This is a genomic window from Micromonospora echinofusca, from assembly GCF_017614955.1.
Lineage (GTDB): Bacteria > Actinomycetota > Actinomycetes > Mycobacteriales > Micromonosporaceae > Micromonospora > Micromonospora echinofusca_A.
Window position 1 is genome coordinate 1 of record NZ_WVUH01000590.1, and the last position, 2,227, is coordinate 2,227.

A 2,227-nucleotide genomic window follows, 5' to 3' on the forward strand; every position below is an offset into this window, starting at 1 on the left:
GGCTCGGGCTGACCGGTACCGGCGGGGTGGACACCGTCGCCGAGGGGCCGGGACCGGCCTCCCGGTCGGCGCGGTCGGCGCGGGCGGCGGCCTCGGCGCGGGACTGTTCGTCGAGGGACACGGCGGCCGGCTCCGGCGCGTCGTCGTCCGATCCGGCGGTGACCGCCGAGACCCCGGCCACGCCGAGACCGATCAGGGCCACGGCACCGAGGACCAGGTACCGACCCCGCCCGGGGAACCGGCTGGGCCGCCGGTGGCGGACCACGTCGATGCTGTCGGTGGTGTTCTCGTTCGCGGTGTAGCTGTCTTCCTGCAACGGGGGACCTTCGCATTCGAGGGGCACTGACCTGGGAAATAGTGGTCAGGCCGACGGCTGCGGAGGGCTACGGGTACGGGTCGGCGGGGACGGTCCGCCGACCGGCGATCGGTCTATGACCGGGTTTGACCTGTTACCAACCGGTAAGCGATCTTGGTGCGCTGTGATGCCGCACACAGTGGCCGATGTGACCTACAGAACTTCGCCCGGCGGCGGGCACCAAAAAACCGCCCGATCCGAGGGAATCGGGCGGTCTCCGGACGACACGCAGGGTTAGGACGCGGCTACCTCGGTGTAGATTGACTCCACCTGGAGCTTGATGTCCACTCCACGGTCCTGCAACCACGGGATCGGGTCCAGCGGCTGCCCGTTGACATGCACCTCCAGGTGCAGGTGGGAGCCGTAGGAGTGGCCGGTGTTGCCGACCAGGCCGAGCTGGTCGCCCGCCTTGACCTCCTGGCCCACCTTCACGTTGAGCTCGGCCGAGTGGCCGTAGATCGCCTCGCTGCCGTCCGGGTGCTGGACGATCACCGTGTAGCCGTACCCGCCGAACCAGCCGGCCGTGGTCACCTTCCCCGAGTGGACGGCGACGTACGGGGTGCCCTCCGGCGCGACCAGGTCGATGCCGGTGTGCAGCTTCCCCCACTTCATGCCGTACGGGGTGTTGAACTCGTAGTCCTCAAGCGGGAGCTGCCAGACGTCCGCCTCGGCGACCATCGTGCCGGCCTCGCCCCGGTCCGTGGCCCGGGAGGCGCGCTCGGCGTCCGCTGCCCGTGTGCTGGCATCCTGGCTGGCCGCGGAGGCCTGCTCCAGGTCGGCCAGGGCGGCGGGGCTGACCTCCTTGGCGTCCGGCATCGCGCTGGCACCCAACGCGACCAGGCCGGCGCCGACGAAGGCGGTGGTGACGACGGCCGCGTAGCGGCTGCGGGGTGGGGTGGGTACACGGCGGCGGCCGCGATATCTATCGGGCTCAGACGACAGGCGCTGGCGCACGCACACCCTCCGTTGTCGGGTCACCGAGCGGCCGGAGCGGCCCGGTGAACTCCGGGTTGACGCTCGCTGGCCGGGTTGTCGTCCGGCTGTGGACCAGGTGACAACCGTGCACACGGTAGCCAACAGCCACTCTGGTCACAAGCCGCAGCGCCAGTTCGGCGCAGCGATGTGCGACTGTCCGTCATGGAATGCCAGATTTCGTGACCTTTCTATGATGAGCTCGTTAGTAGCCGTCCGTCACGAAAGTCGGTACGAACCGTCAGGGATAGGGGTGTCCGACCGGACGATCCCGGGTCATCATCGGTCGACCGGAGGGCCGCCCGGATTCCCGGAGCCGGTGGGGTCGGGTTACCGTTCGTTCAGGTTTTCCCGCGGATGCCCTGGAGAGGTGTTGCGCTGATGAGCTTTCGAACTCGGATCGTCGTCGCCAAGCCGGGCCTGGACGGTCACGACCGTGGCGCGAAGGTGGTCGCCCGGGCACTGCGCGACGCCGGTATGGAGGTCATCTACACCGGGCTGCACCAGACGCCCGAGCAGATCGTGGAGGCCGCGATCCAGGAGGACGCCGACGCGGTCGGTCTCTCCGTACTCTCCGGGGCCCACATGACCCTCTTCCGGCGGGTCATCGAGCTGCTCGGCGAGCGGGACGCCAAGGACATCGTCGTGTTCGGCGGCGGCATCATCCCGGACGCCGACATCCCCGAGCTGGAGCGGCTCGGGGTGGCGAAGATCTTCACCCCGGGGGCGACCACCCAGTCGATCGTGGAGTGGGTCCGGGAGCACGTCGGCCAGCCGGTGAGCTGAGCGGCCGGACCGGGAACACCGGGCGGATCGGCCGGCTCCCCCGGCGCAGCGCGCACGGGGGAGGGGCCGGACGCACCCCTCACACGCCCGGCCCCTCTATGCACGATGCCCCGC

Annotated in this window: 2 protein-coding genes and 1 pseudogene; 1 reads left to right on the forward strand and 2 read right to left on the reverse strand. The window is 70.0% G+C overall.

All coding sequences use genetic code 11. The features are described 5' to 3' along the window. Both GSF22_RS33045 and GSF22_RS33050 read right to left on the reverse strand, forming a co-directional pair. A pseudogene (locus GSF22_RS33045) lies at positions 1–316 on the reverse strand (M23 family metallopeptidase); the annotation flags it as partial. 273 nt (positions 317–589) lie between these two features. Next, on the reverse strand, positions 590–1,309 hold the full coding sequence (locus GSF22_RS33050) for a M23 family metallopeptidase (protein WP_208817834.1): 720 nt from the start codon (positions 1,307–1,309) through the stop codon (positions 590–592). A gap of 399 nt (positions 1,310–1,708) precedes the next feature. Here GSF22_RS33050 and GSF22_RS33055 point away from each other — a divergent pair, with 399 nt between their 5' ends. Beyond that, a complete protein-coding gene (locus GSF22_RS33055; RefSeq protein ID WP_208817835.1) occupies positions 1,709–2,113 on the forward strand; it encodes a cobalamin B12-binding domain-containing protein in 405 nt (134 codons plus the stop codon). Positions 2,114–2,227: the final 114 nt, after the last annotated feature.